The sequence below is a fragment of the Actinocorallia longicatena genome (genome assembly GCF_039534125.1).
Classification (GTDB): domain Bacteria; phylum Actinomycetota; class Actinomycetes; order Streptosporangiales; family Streptosporangiaceae; genus Actinocorallia; species Actinocorallia longicatena.
In genome coordinates, this window is sequence record NZ_BAAAUV010000004.1 from 178,148 (window position 1) to 195,094 (window position 16,947).

General features: G+C 67.6%; 15 protein-coding genes. 12 read left to right on the plus strand and 3 right to left on the minus strand.

Annotation, left to right across the window (positions count from 1 at the left end):
* Window positions 1-3 precede the first annotated feature (3 nt).
* The 3 genes from mshC to ABD785_RS09145 all read right to left on the minus strand — a co-directional run bounded on the left by mshC (window position 4) and on the right by ABD785_RS09145 (window position 2,748).
* Window positions 4-1,233 (minus strand): cysteine--1-D-myo-inosityl 2-amino-2-deoxy-alpha-D-glucopyranoside ligase, encoded by a 1,230-nt coding sequence (gene mshC / locus ABD785_RS09135; protein WP_344824659.1) that lies wholly within the window; start codon window positions 1,231-1,233, stop codon window positions 4-6.
* A 31-nt stretch (window positions 1,234-1,264) separates the two neighbouring features.
* On the minus strand, window positions 1,265-2,119 hold the full coding sequence (locus ABD785_RS09140; RefSeq protein ID WP_344824662.1) for a PAC2 family protein: 855 nt from the start codon (window positions 2,117-2,119) through the stop codon (window positions 1,265-1,267).
* Between the two features lie 173 nt (window positions 2,120-2,292).
* Window positions 2,293-2,748 (minus strand): universal stress protein, encoded by a 456-nt coding sequence (locus tag ABD785_RS09145; protein WP_344824664.1) that lies wholly within the window; start codon window positions 2,746-2,748, stop codon window positions 2,293-2,295.
* Window positions 2,749-2,879: 131 nt separating this feature from the next.
* On the opposite strand from ABD785_RS09145, the gene ABD785_RS09150 reads away from it, so the two are divergent.
* The 12 genes from ABD785_RS09150 to ABD785_RS09205 all read left to right on the plus strand — a co-directional run bounded on the left by ABD785_RS09150 (window position 2,880) and on the right by ABD785_RS09205 (window position 16,943).
* The gene (locus ABD785_RS09150) at window positions 2,880-3,545 is read left to right on the plus strand and encodes an HAD family hydrolase (protein WP_344824667.1); all 666 of its coding nucleotides are present in this window, start codon (window positions 2,880-2,882) and stop codon (window positions 3,543-3,545) included.
* Window positions 3,546-3,628: 83 nt separating this feature from the next.
* Window positions 3,629-4,018 carry a hypothetical protein gene (locus tag ABD785_RS09155; RefSeq protein WP_344824669.1) on the plus strand — a complete coding sequence of 130 codons (390 nt, stop codon included), beginning with the start codon at window positions 3,629-3,631 and terminating at the stop codon, window positions 4,016-4,018.
* A 361-nt stretch (window positions 4,019-4,379) separates the two neighbouring features.
* Window positions 4,380-5,372 (plus strand): ABC transporter permease, encoded by a 993-nt coding sequence (locus ABD785_RS09160; protein WP_344824672.1) that lies wholly within the window; start codon window positions 4,380-4,382, stop codon window positions 5,370-5,372.
* A gap of 58 nt (window positions 5,373-5,430) precedes the next feature.
* Window positions 5,431-7,194 (plus strand): ABC transporter substrate-binding protein, encoded by a 1,764-nt coding sequence (locus ABD785_RS09165; protein ID WP_344824675.1) that lies wholly within the window; start codon window positions 5,431-5,433, stop codon window positions 7,192-7,194.
* A 135-nt stretch (window positions 7,195-7,329) separates the two neighbouring features.
* On the plus strand, window positions 7,330-8,343 hold the full coding sequence (locus ABD785_RS09170) for an ABC transporter permease (RefSeq protein WP_344824678.1): 1,014 nt from the start codon (window positions 7,330-7,332) through the stop codon (window positions 8,341-8,343).
* The gene (locus ABD785_RS09175) at window positions 8,344-9,420 is read left to right on the plus strand and encodes an ABC transporter ATP-binding protein (RefSeq protein ID WP_344824681.1); all 1,077 of its coding nucleotides are present in this window, start codon (window positions 8,344-8,346) and stop codon (window positions 9,418-9,420) included.
* 5 nt (window positions 9,421-9,425) lie between these two features.
* Window positions 9,426-10,421 carry an ABC transporter ATP-binding protein gene (locus ABD785_RS09180; RefSeq protein WP_425547751.1) on the plus strand — a complete coding sequence of 332 codons (996 nt, stop codon included), beginning with the start codon at window positions 9,426-9,428 and terminating at the stop codon, window positions 10,419-10,421.
* A gap of 405 nt (window positions 10,422-10,826) precedes the next feature.
* The gene (locus ABD785_RS09185) at window positions 10,827-11,819 is read left to right on the plus strand and encodes an ABC transporter permease (protein ID WP_425547752.1); all 993 of its coding nucleotides are present in this window, start codon (window positions 10,827-10,829) and stop codon (window positions 11,817-11,819) included.
* 47 nt (window positions 11,820-11,866) lie between these two features.
* On the plus strand, window positions 11,867-13,627 hold the full coding sequence (locus ABD785_RS09190; protein ID WP_344824687.1) for an ABC transporter substrate-binding protein: 1,761 nt from the start codon (window positions 11,867-11,869) through the stop codon (window positions 13,625-13,627).
* Between the two features lie 111 nt (window positions 13,628-13,738).
* Window positions 13,739-14,749 (plus strand): ABC transporter permease, encoded by a 1,011-nt coding sequence (locus ABD785_RS09195; RefSeq protein ID WP_344824691.1) that lies wholly within the window; start codon window positions 13,739-13,741, stop codon window positions 14,747-14,749.
* 5 nt (window positions 14,750-14,754) lie between these two features.
* On the plus strand, window positions 14,755-15,843 hold the full coding sequence (locus ABD785_RS09200; protein ID WP_344824694.1) for an ABC transporter ATP-binding protein: 1,089 nt from the start codon (window positions 14,755-14,757) through the stop codon (window positions 15,841-15,843).
* An 11-nt stretch (window positions 15,844-15,854) separates the two neighbouring features.
* A complete protein-coding gene (locus ABD785_RS09205; protein WP_425547756.1) occupies window positions 15,855-16,943 on the plus strand; it encodes an ABC transporter ATP-binding protein in 1,089 nt (362 codons plus the stop codon).
* The last annotated feature ends 4 nt before the right edge of the window (window positions 16,944-16,947 follow it).

A 16,947-nucleotide genomic window follows, 5' to 3' on the forward strand; every position in this document is an offset into this window, starting at 1 on the left:
AGATCAGAGCGCCAGGCCCAGCAGGGCGTCGGCGATGGCCCTGACCTGTCCGGGCGCGGCCTCGTCGGTGCCGGGGGCGGCGGCCCACCGGTCGATCGCGGCGAGGGCCCGCGGCGCGTCGAGGTCGTCGCTCATCGCGGCGCGGACCTCGGCCAGCAGCGGCCCGGCCGGGGCGGCGGCGGGGCGGGCGACGGCGGCCCGCCAGGCCTCCAGGCGCTCCTGGGCGGCGGTGAGCTGCGGGTCGGTCCACTCCCAGTCGGAGCGGTAGTGGTGGGCGAGCAGGACGAGCCGGACGGCCATCGGGTCGACGCCCGCGCGGCGCAGCTTGGAGACGAACACGAGGTTCCCGCGCGACTTGGACATCTTCTCGCCGTCGAGGCCGACCATCCCGGCGTGGACGTAGGCGTGGGCGTGGGGCTTGGTGCCGGTGGCGGCCTGGGCGTGCGAGGCGCCCATCTCGTGGTGGGGGAAGGCGAGGTCGCTGCCGCCGCCCTCGAGGTCGAAGGACATGCCGAGGTAGCGCAGGGAGATCGCGGAGCACTCGATGTGCCAGCCGGGCCTGCCCGTGCCGAACGGGGACTCCCAGCCGGGCTCGCCGGGCCGCTGGGCCAGCCACAGCAGGGCGTCCAGCGGGTCCTTCTTGCCCTCGCGGCCGGGGTCGCCGCCGCGCTCGGCGAACAGCGCCAGCATCTCCTCGGCGCCGAGCCCGGAGACCTGCCCGAAGTCGGGGTCGGCCTCGACCGGGAAGTAGAGGTCGCCGTCGAGGTCGTAGGTGACGCCGCGGGCCTTCAGATCGGAGATCATCTCAATGATCATCGGGATGGCCTCGACGGCGCCGATGTAGTGCGCGGGGGCCAGGACGCGCAGGGCCGTCATGTCCTCGCGGAACAGCTCGATCTCGCGTTCGGCGAGGTCGCGCCAGTCGACCCCGGTCGCCTCGGCACGTTCCAACAGCGGGTCGTCGACGTCGGTGGCGTTCTGGACGTAGAGGACCTCGTGCCCGGCGTCGCGCCACACCCGGCCGACGAGGTCGAAGGCCACGTAGGTGTTGGCGTGGCCCATGTGGGTGGCGTCGTAGGGGGTGATCCCGCAGACGTACATCCGGGCGGTCTCGCCCGGGGTGGTCTCCCTGACGCTCCTCGTGCCGGAGTCGTAGACCCTCAGGGCCGGACCGGGGCCGGGCAGGCCCAGGTCGGTGAGCCGGGGCACGTCAGGGGAGGACCAGGATCGCATGCCGTCAGCTTATCCGGATCGCCTGATTTGATCAGACGGGCGGTTCGGTGCCGCGACGGCGCAGGTAGCGCTCGAACTCGCGGGCGATGGAGTCGCCGGTGGCCTCGGGCAGCTCGGCGGCGTCCTTCTGCTCCTCCAGGGTGCGGACGTACTCGGCGACCTCGGTGTCCTGCTCGGCGAGCTCGTTGACGCCCTCCTCCCAGGCGCGGGACTGCTCGGGGAGTTCTCCCAGCGGCACCGTGACGTCCAGGATGTCCTCGACCCGGCGGAGCAGGGCCAGGGTGGCCTTGGGCGAGGGCGGGCTGGACACGTAGTGGGGGACCGCCGCCCAGAGCGACACGGTGGCCATGCCGTTGCGGGTCAGGCCGTCCTGCAGGACGCCCAGGATGCCGGTCGGCCCCTCGTAACGCGACGGCTCGAGGTCGAGGACGCTCGCGAGGCCGGGATCGGTCGCGGCTCCGGTGACCGGGACCGGCCGGGTGTGCGGCGCGTCGGCGAGCAGGGCGCCGATCATGATCGCGGTCTTGACGCCGAGACGCGACATCACCTCGGTGATCTCGCGGCAGAACGCCCGCCAGCGCATGTTCGGCTCGATGCCGTGCAGCAGGACCACGTCGCGGCCGTTGTCGAGCCGTGCCACCGACACGCGGGTGGTCGGCCAGACGATGCGCCGTTCGTCGGTCTCCTCGTCGAACTCCACCAGCGGCCGGGTGACCTGGAAGTCGTAGTAGTCGTCGGGGTCGAGTTCGACGATCTGCTCGGCGTTCCAGCTCTCCGCGAGGTGCGCGATCACCCCGCTGGCCGCCTCGCCCGCGTCGTTCCAGCCTTCGAACGCGGCGACCAGGACCGGATCGTTGAGTTCCGGCACGGATTCGAGCTCGGGCACACGGCCTCCTACCGGGGGTTCGGGTTACTCGTCGGACAGCTCGTACATGAAGATCGGAGCCGTTTCCAGCCTACGTCCTTCAGCCGGACCCGTACCCAGTCCTTCAGCCGGACCCGTACCCAGCCAAGAGCCCGGCATCCCTGGTGCGGCAGGGATTACCGGGGCTGACCCGCCTACTTACCGTCCGTGGTGTGGACGATCAGGACGTCCACGGGCGACTTGTGCGACAGGTTCGCAGGCACCGAGCCGAGCAGCCGGCCGGCGAGGCTGTTGAGTCCCCGGTTGCCGACGACCACCAGATCGACGCCCTTCTCCCGGGCCACGTTGGACAGCACGTCGACGGCGTCGCCCTCGACGGCGATCTCCTCGACCTGCTTGGCTCCCGCGGCGATCGCGCGTTCGCGGGCGGCCCGCAGCACGTCCTCCGCGGGTGTGGCGCCCTGCACCTTGTAGGCGAGATCACCGAGGGTGTCGGAGGCGGTGAGCCGCTCCTTCTCGGGCATCGGGTGGTAGGCGGAGACGAGGACGAGGACGGCGCCGGTGTCGCCGGCGAGGCTCGCGGCCCTGTCGACCGCGCGGAAGGACGTGCTGGAACCGTCGGTTCCGACGAGGATGGACCGGTACGTCATGGGGGGTTCTCCTTACCAGTCGGTAGTTGTTCGGGGAACGCTACTGTGCCCAGCTCTGTTCCGTCATGTGCCCCTTCGCGGTGTGAGCCTGGACTCCTTCCGTTTCACCCGGTCGCCTAAGCTCGGATCACGTGACCCTTCAGGCGGTTTTCTTCGATCTCGACGGCACTCTGATCAACTCCGAGCCGGAGTGGCTGGCGGTGGAACACGAGATCATGGACTGGCTCGAGGGCCCGTGGGACGTGGAGCACCAGGACCAGGTGGTGGGCGGCTCCCTGTGGCGGACCGTCGACTACATGCTCGGCCTGGCGACCCGGCCGCAGCCGCGTGAGCTGGTCGCCGAGCGCCTGCTGACCCTCATGGCGGCCCGGCTCTCGACCGGCGTGGTGCTGATGCCGGGGGCCAAGGAGCTCCTGGTCGAGGTGAGCGCCTCGGGGGTGCCGGTGGCGCTGGTGACCTCGACGGTACGGCAGCTCGCCGACGCCGCCATCGACGCGATCGGCCGGGACCTGTTCAAGGTCACCGTCTGCGGCGACGAGGTGGAGCACACCAAGCCGCACCCCGAGCCCTATCTGAAGGCCGCCCGGCTGCTCGGCGTCGATCCGGCGGCCTGCGTGGTGCTGGAGGACTCGCCGACCGGAGTCGCCGCGGGCGAGGCGGCGGGCTGCGCGGTGATCGCGGTGCCGGGCATCGTGGCGATCCCGGAGGCGCCCACCCGGACGGTCGTTCCCACGCTGGAGGGCCTGTCCCTGGACGGTCTCAGGGAACTCCTCGGGGGCGGGAGCGTTCTCCCTTAGGGGTGGGAACCCTTCTGACGGAGGATGGGAACGCGGCCCGCCGCGTGTGACCATGGCGTCACCACCACCCTGGGGGAGTAGAGATGAGCGACGCACTGCTGTTCACGATCAGTCTGGCGATCACGGCTCTCGGGCTGTTCGCGAGCTGGGGCGCGGCCAAGAGGCGTGGGACCGCCTCGGGCCTGCGCGGCGCGGCCTGGTCCCTGGTCCCGCTCGGCTTCTACCTGACGGGCCTCACCGAGTTCCTGAGCGACCTGGTGTTCAGCCCGGTGAAGTGGGCGGGCGTCGTGACCCTCGGTGCCGCGGGTGCCCTCTACGTGGTCTCGGGGGTGAAGCTCCGCACACCCAAGGAGCCCCGCCAGGCCCGTCCGGGGGAGCGTCCCGCGGTTTCCCGAGGTCAGAAGCCCGACGCAAACCTTGGCGACGATCTCGGGGACATCGAGGAAATCCTGCGGCGCAGGGGCATCAACTAGGAACTTCTTCCGCCACTACCACAGCTACAGGAAAACCCGCACATCCAGGGGGATGTGCGGGTTTTTTTGATATCGAAGCGGACTCGCTACGGTAAATCTTCCCGTGATCTTGTCTTGTGAGTTGCAACTCATATCGGAAGTACGGATAACCTCCTCCCACACGTCCGAAATAGGGACAAGTTCGGTGGTGCGGCCCTGCGGGTCGCCGGCCGCAAGTCCGCAAGGCGTGTCATCAGACGGTAACTTTCTGTTAAGTACGCCGTCTTACGTGCCCTGGACCAGCGCAAACGCCGGTACAAGGGGCACGTACATCACGGCTGGCGAAGCCGCTGGTGTCACGGTGGCAGGGGAGGAAACTGGCGTGACAGCGCCTCTTGATGTTTCGAAGGGCGAGCTCGAAGCTCACCCCGAAGACGTCCTTAAGGGCGTCGACAGGAAGGACGTCCAGGGCCGTTCGCTGGGCCAGATCGCCTGGCTGCGCCTCAAGCGCGACAAGGCGGCCCTCGTCGGCGCGGTCATCATCGTCCTGCTCATCGTGGTGGCGATCGTCGGCCCGTTCTTCCTGCAGGACCCGAACAAGTTCAACGGGAACCTGATCGACCCGACCTTCCAGCGCCCGTACGGCGGGTTCATGCACTCGGGCATCAGCGGGGACCACTGGCTGGGCGTGGAACCGAACAGCGGCCGCGACATGCTGTCGCGGATCGTCTCCGGTGCCCGCGTCTCCCTGCTCGTGGCGTTCCTCGCGACCCTGCTGTCGGTCGTGATCGGAACGGTCATGGGCGTCATCGCCGGCTACTTCGGCGGCTGGGTCGACACGATCATCAGCCGTGCCATGGACGTCTTCCTGGCCTTCCCGCTGCTGCTGTTCGCGATCGCCCTGGTCGGCGTCATGCCCGACAAGATCGCCTTCCTGCAGGGCGACTACCTGCGCATCGCGGTGCTGATCTTCGTGATCGGGTTCTTCGCCTGGCCGTACATCGGCCGGATCGTGCGGGGCCAGACCCTGACGCTCCGCGAGCGCGAGTTCGTCGACGCCTCACGAAGCCTCGGCGCGAGTCACTTCTACGTGATCTTCAAGGAGGTTCTCCCGAACCTCATCGCCCCGATCATCGTGTACTCGACGCTGCTGATCCCCACGAACATCCTGTTCGAGGCGGCTCTGTCCTTCCTGGGAGTCGGCATCGCGCCGCCGCGCCCGTCGTGGGGCGGCATGCTCACCCTCGCGGTGCCCACCTACGAGAACACCCCGTTCTTCATGATCATTCCGGGCATGGCCATCTTCATCACGGTCATGGCCTTCAACCTGCTCGGGGACGGGCTGCGTGACGCGCTCGACCCCCGTGCCCGGTGAGCCCGCTCCAAGGCTCATGTCTCTCCCTGTTGGTTCCCAGAAGGGTGCGTTCCGCACAATGAACAAGATCCAGATCGGTGGCTCCATCGCCGCCGCCGCGATCCTCGCGGCTGGGCTGACCGCTTGCGGCAGCGACAGCGGCGACTCGAAGTCCGGCACCGGCGCCACGTCCGCCGCCAAGGCCGACGCCGCCAACACCGCGGTCGTCAACCCCTCCGACAAGACGGGGGGCGAGCTCAAGTACGCCATGTCGAGCGACTGGGACTCGCCCGACCCCGGCGACACCTACTACGCCTACTCCTGGAACTTCGCGCGCAACTACGCCCGCGCCCTGGTGGCCTTCAAGGACGCCCCCGGCAAGGCCGGCCTCGAGCTGACCGGCGACCTCGCCGAGGGCCTGGGCGAGTCCGCCGACGACGGCAAGACCTGGACCTACAAGATCCGCAAGGGCGTCAAGTACGACGACGGCACCGAGATCAAGGCCCAGGACGTCAAGTACGCGGTGGAGCGCTCCAACTTCACCTCCGAGCTCCAGCTCGGCCCGAAGTACTTCAAGCAGTACCTGGTCGACAACCCCGGCGGCTACAAGGGCCCGTACAAGGACAAGTCGACCGAGGGCCTCAAGTCCATCGAGACCCCGGACGACTACACGATCGTGTTCCACCTGAACGCGCCGTTCGCCGAGTTCGACTACCTCGCCACCATGCCGCAGACCGCGCCGGTGCCGCAGGCCAAGGACAAGGGCCTCAACTACAAGAAGTCCATCGTCTCCTCCGGCCCGTACAAGATCGACTCGTACGAGCCCGGCAAGGCGATGAAGCTCTCCCGCAACACCAACTGGAGCGCTGACACCGACCCGCTGCGCAAGGCCTACCCCGACACCATCTCGGTGGCCCTGAACCAGAACCAGGACGACATCGACCAGCGCCTCATGTCCGGCGCCCTGGACGTCGACCTGTCCGGTGCGGGCGTCTCGACCGCGGCCCAGCCGAAGGTCCTCGGCTCCGCCGCGCAGAAGAAGAACAGCGACGTCACCACCGGTGGAACGCTGACCTACATGGCGATCAACCCGAACGTCGCCCCGCTGAACAACGTCGCGTGCCGCAAGGCCGTGCAGTTCGCGATCGACAAGGTCTCCGTGCAGACCGGCCTCGGCGGCCCGCTGGCCGGTGGCGCCCTGGCGTCCACCATCCTGCCGCCGACCGTCACCGGCCACCAGAAGTTCGACCTGTACCCCTCCGCGGGCAACACGGGCGACGTGGCCAAGGCCAAGGAGCAGCTGACCGCGTGCGGCAAGGCGGGTGGCTTCACCACCAACCTGACCGCCCGCTCGGACCGTCCCAAGGAGATGGCGGCCGCGACCGCCGTCCAGCAGGGTCTGGCCAAGGCCGGCATCAAGGCGAACATCAAGGGCTACCCGTCGGGTGACTACTTCACCAAGTACGCGGGCGCTCCGTCGTTCAACAAGTCGAACAACATCGGCCTGATCATGATGAAGTGGGGCGCCGACTGGCCCTCCGGCTTCGGCTTCCTCCAGCAGATCCTCGACGGTGCGTCGATCAAGCCGGCCGGTAACACCAACCTGTCGGAGACGAACCTCAAGTCGATCAACGACCTGTTCGCCGCCTCCACCAAGGAAGGCGACGTCAACAAGCGCAACGAGATCTACGCGCAGATCGACAAGACGGCCATGGAGGACGCGGCCGTGGTGCCGTTCACCTACGCCAACCAGCTGCTCTTCCGCCCGGCCAACGTGACGAACGTGCTCGTGACCGAGGCCTACAGCGGCCAGTACAGCTACCTGAACCTGGGCGTCAAGTAACTCCCGGTCGGTAGCGCTGGGTTTCACAGCATCGCTGTTCCAACGCTCGTCTGATCACCGCAGAAGGCAGGTGAAGGCCGAGTGGCGGGTGCGGCCCCCGGATCTCCGGGGGCCGCACCCGCCGGGCCGCTCCAAGTGTTTGCATTCATCGTCAGGCGCCTTTTGGGCGCGGTCGCCATGCTGGTCATCGTCAGCATGGTCACCTTCGGCATCTTCTTCCTCCTGCCGAAGATCGCGGGACAGAGCACCGACCAGTTGGCCGCCAAGTACGTCGGCAAGGCTCCGACGCCCGAGGCGATCGTCGACGTCAAGGAACGGCTCGGCCTCGACGATCCGATCGCCGTGCAGTACGGCCGGTTCGTCAAGGGCATCGTGGCCGGACAGGACTTCCAGACCGGTACCGAGGTCGAGCACTGCTCGGCGCCGTGCCTGGGCTATTCCTTCCGCAACAACGAGCCCGTGCTGCCGACCCTGATCGACCGGGCTCCGGTGACGATCTCGCTGGCCCTCGGCGCGTCGATCATCTGGCTGGTGCTCGGCGTGGGGATCGGCGTGCTGTCGGCGCTCAAGCGCGGCAGCCTGTTCGACCGGGCCTCGATGGGCGTCGCCCTGGCGGGCGTGTCGCTGCCCATCTACTTCACCGGTCTCCTCTCGCTGGCGATCTTCTCCTACGGGCTGGGCTGGTTCCCCGCGGGCGGCTCCTACACCGCCTTCACGGAGAACCCGGGGCTGTGGTTCCAGTCCCTGGTGCTGCCGTGGGTGACGCTGGCGTTCCTGTACGCCGCGCTGTACGCGCGTCTGACGAGGGCGGGGATGCTGGAGACCCTGAACGAGGACTACATCCGCACCGCGCGGGCCAAGGGCCTGCCCGAGCGGACCGTCATCACCCGGCACGCGCTGCGCGCGTCGCTGACCCCGATTCTCACGATCTTCGGCCTGGACCTGGGGCTGCTGCTGGGCGGCGCGGTCCTGACCGAGCAGACGTTCAGCCTGCCGGGCCTGGGCGCCCTGTCGATCGAGTCGATCTCCAGCGGTGACCTGCCCATGGTCATGGGCGTGGTCCTCGTCGCGACGATCTTCATCGTGATCGCGAGCCTGATCGTGGACGTCCTTTACGCCGTCGTCGACCCGAGGGTGAGGCTGAGCTAGATGAGCACCGCATTCGAAGGCGCTCCCGACGTGGGACCGGTCGGTTCCGGCAAGCCCGCGTCGTTCCTCGAGGTCCGCGACCTCAAGATCCACTTCCCGACGGACGACGGCCTGGTCAAGTCCGTTGACGGCCTGAACTTCGAGCTCGAGCGCGGCCAGACCCTGGGCATCGTCGGCGAGTCCGGTTCGGGCAAGTCGGTGACCAGCCTGGGCATCCTGGGCCTGCACAACCGCCGCAACTCCAGGGTCTCGGGCGAGATCTGGCTCGACGGCAAGGAACTCGTCTCGGCCCCGCCGGACGACGTCCGCAGGCTGCGCGGCAAGAACATGGCGATGATCTTTCAGGATCCGCTGTCGTCGATGCACCCCTTCTACTCGGTGGGCGCGCAGATCATCGAGGCCTACCGGATCCACAACAACGTCTCCAAGTCGGTGGCCCGCAAGCACGCCATCGACATGCTGGGCCGGGTCGGCATCCCGACGCCGGACAAGCGCGTCGACGACTATCCCCACCAGTTCTCCGGCGGCATGCGGCAGCGCGCGATGATCGCGATGGCGCTGTCCTGCGACCCCGAGCTGCTCATCGCCGACGAGCCCACCACGGCCCTCGACGTCACGGTGCAGGCCCAGATCCTGGACCTGCTGCGTGATCTGCAGCAGGAGTTCAACTCCGCCATCATCATGATCACCCACGACCTCGGCGTGGTCGCCGAGCTGTCGGACCGGATCATGGTCATGTACGGCGGGCGCTCGATCGAGCAGGGCACGGTGGAGGAGCTGTTCCACCAGCCGCAGCACCCCTACACCTGGGGCCTGCTCGGGTCGATGCCGCGCCTGGACCGTGAGCGCACCGACCGGCTGATGCCGGTGAAGGGCACGCCGCCGTCGCTGATCAACCTGCCGTCGGGGTGCGCGTTCCATCCGCGCTGCGGCTACGCGGAGCTCACGGAGGGCAAGAGCCAGACCGTCCGTCCCGAGCTGGAGTACACCGGCCAGGGCAGGCACCGTGTCGCCTGCCACCTGACCGCCGAGCAGCGCCAGCAGATCTGGGAGACCCAGATCAGGCCGAACCTCTGAGGAAGATGAACATGTCCGAAACGCCGCTGCTCGAGGTCACCGACCTGCAGAAGCACTTCCCGGTCCATGCCGGTCTGCTGCGCCGCCAGGTCGCGGCCGTCAAGGCGGTGGACGGGGTCAGCTTCTCGGTCGGCAAGGGCGAGACGCTGGGCCTGGTGGGGGAGTCCGGCTGTGGCAAGACCACGACCGGACGCATGATCATGAAGCTGCTCGAGCCGACCGGCGGCAGCATCAAGTTCGAGGGCCGGGACATCACGAAGCTGTCGCAGGGCGGGATGCGCCCGCTGCGCCGCGACATTCAGATGATCTTCCAGGACCCGTACTCGTCGCTGAACCCGCGCAAGACGGTCGGCTCGATCGTGAGCGCTCCGTTCGCGCTGCAGAAGATCGAGACGCCGAACGGGACGAAGAAGGCCGTCCAGGAGCTGCTCGAGCTGGTGGGCCTGAACCCCGAGCACTACAACCGCTATCCGCACGAGTTCTCCGGCGGCCAGCGTCAGCGCATCGGCATCGCCCGGACCCTGGCGCTGCGGCCGAAGCTGATCGTCGCCGACGAGCCGGTCTCCGCGCTCGACGTGTCGATCCAGGCGCAGGTGGTGAACCTGCTGGAGGACCTGCAGAACGAGCTCGGCCTCACCTATGTGGTGATCGCGCACGACCTGTCGGTGGTCCGCCACATCTCCGACCGCGTCGGCGTGATGTACCTGGGCCGCATGGTAGAGGTCGCCGACCAGGCCGACCTCTACGTCCGGCCGATGCACCCCTACACCATCGCGCTGCTGTCGGCGGTCCCGATCCCGGACCCGAGCGCGCGCAAGGAGCGGGAGCGCATCCGGCTGACGGGCGACGTGCCCTCGCCGCTGAACCCGCCGCCGGGCTGCCATTTCCACACCCGGTGCTGGAAGGCGCAGGACATCTGCAAGACCCAGCAGCCGCCGCTGCTGGAGATCAAGCGGGGCCATCAGGTCGCCTGCCACTTCCCCGAGAACGCCGATTCTTAAGGAAGAGACGCGCGACCGAGACCTTTCTTAACAGAAGGGTGGCGCGGGACGATCTGCGGACTGATCATTGTGTTCGCCCGCATCGTGCCTTGTCGGAAGGCCTGAACCGCGAAGAGTTCCCGCGGCCGATCAAAATTCCATGATGTGTCCAAACGGACATAGAGCGCCTCGTGTGCTCTATGTCCGTTTCTTTGTCAGGGCCCAGTTGTTGTCAGGCTACGGGGACATCACGATCTAGATACGGGGACTGGCGTCGGGCCCCTCACACCAGGAGATTCGCTTCGGACAGGCAATTACTTTCCGGTACGGCGGTCGAGCCCGCCGCCCGCAGGCGTGCCACAAGCACGAGGGCGGTGCGGGGCGGCCGCGGCGATGACGCCGGCCGGGTGTGGAGGTTCGTGAAGCGTGGCCGCACCGATCGAGGTGTCAGGGTCTGAGACTGAGGCCCACCCTGAAGACCTGCTCAAGGGCGTCAGCGGCAAGGCCATCGAGGGGCGATCCCTGGGGCAGATCGCCTGGCTGAGGCTGAAGCGCGACAAGGTGGCGCTCGGCGGCGGTGTCGTCGTGCTGCTCCTGATCGTGATCGCGATCGTGGGGCCCTGGTTCCTCCAGGATCCCCTGAAGCTCAACCAGGACCTCATCGACACGACCCTCCAGCGGCCCAAGGACGGTTTCCTGCACTCGGGGATCAGCAAGGACCACTGGTTCGGCGTCGAGCCGACCTACGGTGCCGACCTCCTCGCGCGGATCGTCAAGGGCGCCCGGGTCTCCCTGCTCGTCGCCTTCCTCGCCACGATCCTGTCGGTGGTGATCGGCTCGGTCCTGGGCGGGCTCGCAGGGTATTTCGGCGGCTGGATCGACACGCTCATCGCCCGCGCCATGGACGTCTTCCTGGCCTTCCCGCTGCTGCTGTTCGCGATCGCGCTCGTCGGCGTCGTCCCGGACGAGGTCCTCGGGCTGAAGCAGAACGGGCTGCGCATCTGGGTGCTGATCTTCGTGATCGGCTTCTTCAACTGGCCTTATGTCGGACGCATCATCCGCGGCCAGGCATTGTCGCTTCGCGAACGCGAATTCGTGGACGCCTCGCGCGCACTCGGCGCCGGCCATTTCCATATCTTCTTCCGTGAGATCCTGCCGAACCTGTTCGGCCCGATCCTCGTCTACTCGACGCTGCTGATTCCCACGAACATCCTGTTCGAGGCGGCGCTGTCGTTCCTCGGCGTCGGGATCATCCCCCCCGAGCCGTCGTGGGGCAACATGCTCACCCTCGCCGTGCCGACCTACCAGAGCACCCCGTTCTACATGGTCGTCCCCGGCATGGCGATCTTCATCACGGTCATGGCCTTCAACCTTCTGGGCGACGGTCTCCGTGATGCTCTCGACCCCCGGGCACGTTGAGTCCGGTCTCTCTCTCCTCCGTCTCGTCTGAAGGGAAATCGGTCTGTATGAAGAAGACCAAACCAATCGCGCTGGCAGCGGCAGGTCTCCTGCTCACGTCGGTCCTCGCCGCCTGCGGTGGCGGCGATGACGACACGAGCACCGGTGGCGGCGGTGGCGGCGGTTCCACCGCCCAGAACGACGCGCTGACCAAGGTCGTCAACGCCTCCGACAAGAAGGGCGGCACGCTCCGCATCGCCCTGTCGGACGACTTCGACTCGCTCGACCCGGGTGACACCTACGCGGCCCTGCAGTGGAACTTCTCGCGTCTGTACGCACGCGCGCTGGTCACCTTCAAGCCGGTACCGGGCACGGGCAACCTGGAACTGGTCCCCGACCTGGCGACGGATCTGGGCAAGCCCTCCGACGACGGCCTGTCCTGGACCTACACGCTGCGTCCCGGCCTGAAGTACGACGACGGCACTCCGATCACCTCGAAGGACGTCAAGTACGCGGTCGAGCGCTCGAACTACTCGAAGCAGCTGCAGACCGGTCCGAAGTACTTCAAGCAGTACCTGGCCGACCCGGACAAGTACAAGGGCCCGTACGACGACAAGGCCGACTTCAAGAGCATCGAGACGCCGGACGACTCGACCGTCGTCTTCAAGCTGAGCAAGAAGTTCGCGGAGTTCGACTACCTCGCGTCGATGCCGCAGACCGCTCCGGTGCCGAAGGCCAAGGACAAGGGCCTGGACTACAAGAAGGCCGTCGTCTCCTCCGGTCCTTACAAGATCGACGCCTACGCGGTCGGCAAGTCGCTGTCGATGTCCCGCAACCCGAGCTGGGACCAGGCGAGCGACCCGATCCGCACGGCCCTGCCGGACAAGATCGAGGTTCAGCTCGGCCAGGACGCGAACGACATCGACAACCGTCTTCTGTCGGGCGGCCTCGACCTCGACCTCGCCGGTGTCGGCGTCCAGGTCCCGGCTCAGGGCAAGATCCTGGGCAACACGGACCAGAAGAAGCTCAGCGACGTCTCCACCGGTGGCACGCTGTCCTACCTGGCGCTGAACCAGACCGTCGCGCCGCTGGACAACATCCACTGCCGCAAGGCCGTGGCCTACGCGACCGACAAGCTCGCCGCGCAGACCGCCTTCGGCGGGCCGGTGACCGGTGGCCAGATCGCCACGACGATCGTCCCGTCGACCGTCAGCGGTTACGTCAAGGCCGACGCCTACCCGTCGGGCCCGGACAACCACGGTGACGTGGCCAAGGCCAAGGAAGAGCTGGCCGCCTGCGGCAAGCCGAACGGCTTCGACATCGTGATGTCGGCCCGCTCGGACCGTCCGAAGGAAATGCAGATGCAGGCCGGTCTGCAGCAGGGCTTCGCCCGGGTCGGCATCAAGGTGACCTTCAAGAACGCCCCGTTCAGCGACTACATCACCACGCTGCACGCCTCCCCGGACTACATCCACAAGAACAAGATCGGCATCATCTTCACCAAGTGGGGTGCCGACTGGCCGTCCGGCTTCGGCTTCCTGTCGCAGATCGTGGACAGCCGCGCCATCAAGCCCTCCGGTAACTCCAACTACCAGGAGACCAAGAACCCGGAGGTCGACAAGCTGCTCGACCAGGCCGCGGAGACCCCGGACAAGGCCGCTCGCGAGAAGCTCTACGCGCAGATCGACCAGACCGTCATGGCCGAGGCCGGCATCGTTCCGCTCGTCTACTCCAGCCAGCTCCTCTACCGCCCCGCGAGCCTGACGAACGTGTACGTCTCGCCCGCCTACAGCGGCATGTACGACTACGTCCACCTGGGCGTCAAGTAGTCCTGCGTACCGTCTTCACTGCTTGCTAGAAGGTAGGTGAAGGCCTAGTGGTGGACGGTGGGTGTCCCGCGTGATCCGCGGGGCGCCCACCGCTCCGCCCGGCCGCCCCCCTTGTTCTCTTTCATCATCAGACGCCTCCTGGGCGCGGTCGGCCTCCTGCTGATCGTCAGCCTGGTCACCTTCGCCATCTTCTTCCTGTTGCCGAGGCTGGCGGGCGCGAGCCCCGACGACCTCGCGACCAAGTACGTCGGGAAGGCTCCGACCGCCGAGGCCGTCGCGGCGACCAAGGAGCGGCTCGGGCTCGACGACCCGTTCCCGATCCAGTACGCCCGCTACGTCAAGGGCATCGTCGTCGGCCAGGACTACAGCAACGGCCCGGAAGTGAACCACTGCCCGCCGCCGTGCCTCGGCTACTCCTTCGTCAACAACGAACCGGTGCTGCCGACGCTGATGGACCGGGCTCCGGTGACCTTGTCGCTGGCGGTGGGAGCGGCGGTGCTGTGGCTCATCGGCGGGGTGTCGATCGGTGTGCTGTCCGCCCTGAAGCGGGGCACGGTCCTGGACCGTGCGGCCATGGCGATCGCCCTGGCGGGCGTGTCGCTGCCGATCTACTTCACCGGCCTGCTGTCACTGGCGATCTTCTCCTACTGGCTGAAGATCATTCCGAGTACGCAGTACGTCAACTTCAAGGACGATCCGCTCGAGTGGGCCAACCATCTGTCCCTCGCCTGGATCACGCTGGCGTTCCTGTACGCCGCCCTTTATGCGCGTCTGACGAGGGCGGGGATGCTGGAGACCCTGAACGAGGACTACATCCGCACCGCGCGGGCCAAGGGCCTGCCGGAACGGACGGTCGTCGTGCGGCACGCGCTGCGCGCGTCGCTGACCCCGATTCTCACGATCTTCGGCCTGGACCTGGGGCTGCTGCTGGGCGGCGCGGTCCTGACCGAGAGCACCTACAGCTACGCGGGGCTGGGCACCCTGTCGATCAGCTCGATCGAGAAGGGCGACCTGCCGATGGTCATGGGCGTGGTGCTCCTGGCGACGGTCTTCATCGTCGTCGCGAGCCTGATCGTGGACCTTCTCTACGCCGTGGTCGACCCGAGGGTGAGGCTCAGCTGATGGGCATGGGTGACAAGATGCCGCGCGAGGAACTGGCCGGCCGGGTCGGTTCCGACGAGGCGCACACGGCCGAGCCGACCTCCTTCCTCGAGGTCCGCGACCTCAGGATCCACTTCCCGACGGACGACGGCCTGGTCAAGTCCGTTGACGGCCTGAACTTCAAGCTCGACCGCGGCCGCACGCTGGGCATCGTCGGCGAGTCGGGTTCGGGCAAGTCGGTGACGAGCCTGGGCATCCTGGGCCTGCACAACCGCCGCAACTCCAAGGTCTCGGGCGAGATCTGGCTGGACGGCAACGAGATCGTCGGTTCCTCTCCGGACCAGGTCCGCAGGCTGCGCGGCAAGAACATGGCGATGATCTTTCAGGATCCGCTGTCGTCGATGCACCCCTTCTACTCGGTGGGTTCGCAGATCATCGAGGCGTACCGGATCCACAACGACGTCTCCAAGTCGGTGGCGCGCAAGCACGCGATCGACATGCTGGGCCGGGTGGGGATCCCGACGCCGGACAAGCGGGTCGACGACTATCCGCACCAGTTCTCCGGCGGCATGCGGCAGCGCGCGATGATCGCGATGGCGCTGTCGTGCGACCCGGAGCTGCTGATCGCCGACGAGCCGACGACGGCGCTGGACGTCACGGTGCAGGCGCAGATCCTGGATCTGCTGCGTGATCTGCAGCAGGAGTTCAACTCCGCCATCATCATGATCACCCACGACCTCGGCGTGGTCGCCGAGCTCGCCGACGACGTCCTGGTGATGTACGGCGGCAACGCGGTCGAGTACGCCTCGGTCGAGGACGTCTTCCACGGTCCGCTGCACCCCTACACCTGGGGCCTGCTGGGGTCGATGCCGCGGATGGACCGGGAGCGGACCGAGCGGCTGCTGCCCATCAAGGGCTCCCCTCCGTCGCTGATCAACCTGCCGTCGGGGTGCGCCTTCCATCCGCGCTGCGCGTTCGCGGAGCTGAACGGGGGCAAGAGCGAGACCGAGGTGCCGCTGCTGCGGGAGCTGGCTCCGGGCCACAAGGCGGCGTGTCATCTGCCGCTGGAGCGGCGCCGGGAAATCTGGGACGAAGAGATCAGGCCGAAACTGTGACTGAAGAGAACGTGAGCACGGTCGGGGAGCCGGAAGCGGTGGCCTCCGCCGGGGAGGCTCCCGCGGGGGAGGCGCTGCTGCGCGTGGAGGGGCTGCGCAAGCACTTCCCGGTCCACGCGGGCCTGCTGCGCCGCCAGGTCGCGGCGGTCAAGGCCGTGGACGGGGTCAGCTTCTCGGTCCGCAAGGGCGAGACGCTGGGTCTGGTGGGGGAGTCGGGCTGCGGCAAGACGACCACCGGCCGGATGATCATGAAGCTGCTGGACTCCACGGCGGGTTCGATCTTCTTCGAGGGCCGGGACATCACGAAGCTGTCGCAGGGCGGGATGCGCCCGCTGCGCCGCGACATTCAGATGATCTTCCAGGACCCGTACTCGTCGCTGAACCCGCGCAAGACGGTCGGCTCGATCGTGGGTGCTCCGTTCGGGTTGCAGAAGATCGAGACGCCGAACGGGACGAAGAAGGCCGTCCAGGAGCTGCTGGAGCTGGTGGGTCTCAACCCCGAGCACTACAACCGCTATCCGCACGAGTTCTCCGGCGGCCAGCGTCAGCGCATCGGCATCGCCCGGACCCTGGCGCTGCGGCCGAAGCTGATCGTGGCGGACGAGCCGGTGTCGGCCCTGGACGTGTCGATCCAGGCGCAGGTGGTGAACCTGCTGGAGGACCTGCAGGACGAGCTGGGCCTCACCTATGTGGTGATCGCGCACGACCTGTCGGTGGTCCGGCACATCTCCGACCGGGTCGCGGTCATGTACCTCGGCAAGATCGTGGAGATCGCCGACCAGGCGGACCTCTACACCGCGCCGATGCACCCCTACACCAACGCGCTGCTGTCGGCGGTGCCCGTCCCCGATCCGGGGGCGGCGCGCGGCCGGGAGCGGATCCGGCTGACCGGTGACGTGCCCTCGCCGCTGAACCCGCCGCCGGCCTGCCACTTCCATCCGCGCTGCTGGAAGGCGCAGGTGATCTGCAAGGAGGTCGAGCCGCCGCTGGCGCTGCTGGCCCCCGGCCACGAGGTGGCCTGCCACTTCCCGGAGAACGCCCCCGACGGCTATGTGGCCCCGGAGAGCACGCCGCTGGTGCGCAAGGTCGACGCCGTGTAGCGGA